The organism is Promicromonospora kroppenstedtii DSM 19349, from assembly GCF_000515355.1.
GTDB classification, from domain to species: domain Bacteria; phylum Actinomycetota; class Actinomycetes; order Actinomycetales; family Cellulomonadaceae; genus Promicromonospora; species Promicromonospora kroppenstedtii.
In genome coordinates this window covers 1,725-2,619 of sequence record NZ_KI911691.1, presented here as the reverse complement: position 1 = coordinate 2,619, position 895 = coordinate 1,725, and the positions used below count along the sequence as shown (strand labels likewise).

Genomic DNA, 895 nt, shown 5'->3' with positions numbered 1-895 from the left:
AGCGGCGCCTGCGGGCGCTGCAAGGTCGGCAGCTGCGCTGAGGCGGCAGTTTCCTACAAGGTCGGCAGCTTGCATCGAGGTCGGCTCAGGCCTGTGCCGACCTCGATGCAAACTGCCGAGTTCGTGGCGCAAACTGCCGACCGCCCAGCCACATTCCCGAGAGGACGCCTCAGGCCGTCGTCCGCACGGCACGGCGCGGCCGGACGAGCCCCAGCTCGGCGAGGCTGCGGCCGGTGTCGACCAGCGTCTCCCGCACGGGCCGCATGCTCCAGCCGAGCTCGCGGCGCGCCTTCTCCGCGCTGACGAGTTCCGCGCTGCCGACGAAGTCGAGGCCGAGCCGCACCTCGCGGTCGAACCGGCCGACCGTCCAGAGCAGCCAGTACGGCATCCTGCGACGCGGCACGCGGTACCCCTGCGGCCCGAACTCCTCGTCGAGGATCCGTGCGATGTCGCCGAACCACAGGTTGTCGCCGGCGCAGATGTACCGCTGGCCCGCAGCGTCGGGCACCTCCATGGCCAGCCGGTGCGCCCGTGCCACGTCCCGCACGTCGACCGGGGCGAAGCCGAGCTCAGGGACCGCGCGGATCTCCCGGCCGAGCAGCCTGCGCACCAGCGACACCGAGGTGCCGGACGCCGCGTGCTGCACCGGACCCAGGACGAGTCCTGGATTGATCACCGCCAGCTCCAGCTCGGGATGGTCCGCGGCGAAGCCCCAGGCCGCGCGCTCCGCCAGCGTCTTGCTCTTCGCGTAGGGCGCTACCCGGTCCGGGTCGCTCCAGTCCTCCTCGGTGTACCGCCGGTCGCCCGCGCGCGAGGCGGCCGCGCTCACGGCGGCGAGGGACGACGTCATTACCACGCGGCGCACCCCGGCGCGGGCGGCTGCCGCCAGGACCCG

General features: G+C 73.4%; 1 protein-coding gene. It reads right to left on the bottom strand.

All coding sequences use genetic code 11. The annotated features are described in order from the left end of the window. Nucleotides 1-169 precede the first annotated feature (169 nt). The coding region (locus tag PROKR_RS16575; protein WP_036964826.1) for an NAD-dependent epimerase/dehydratase family protein at nucleotides 170-895 on the bottom strand (726 nt) is incomplete at its 5' end.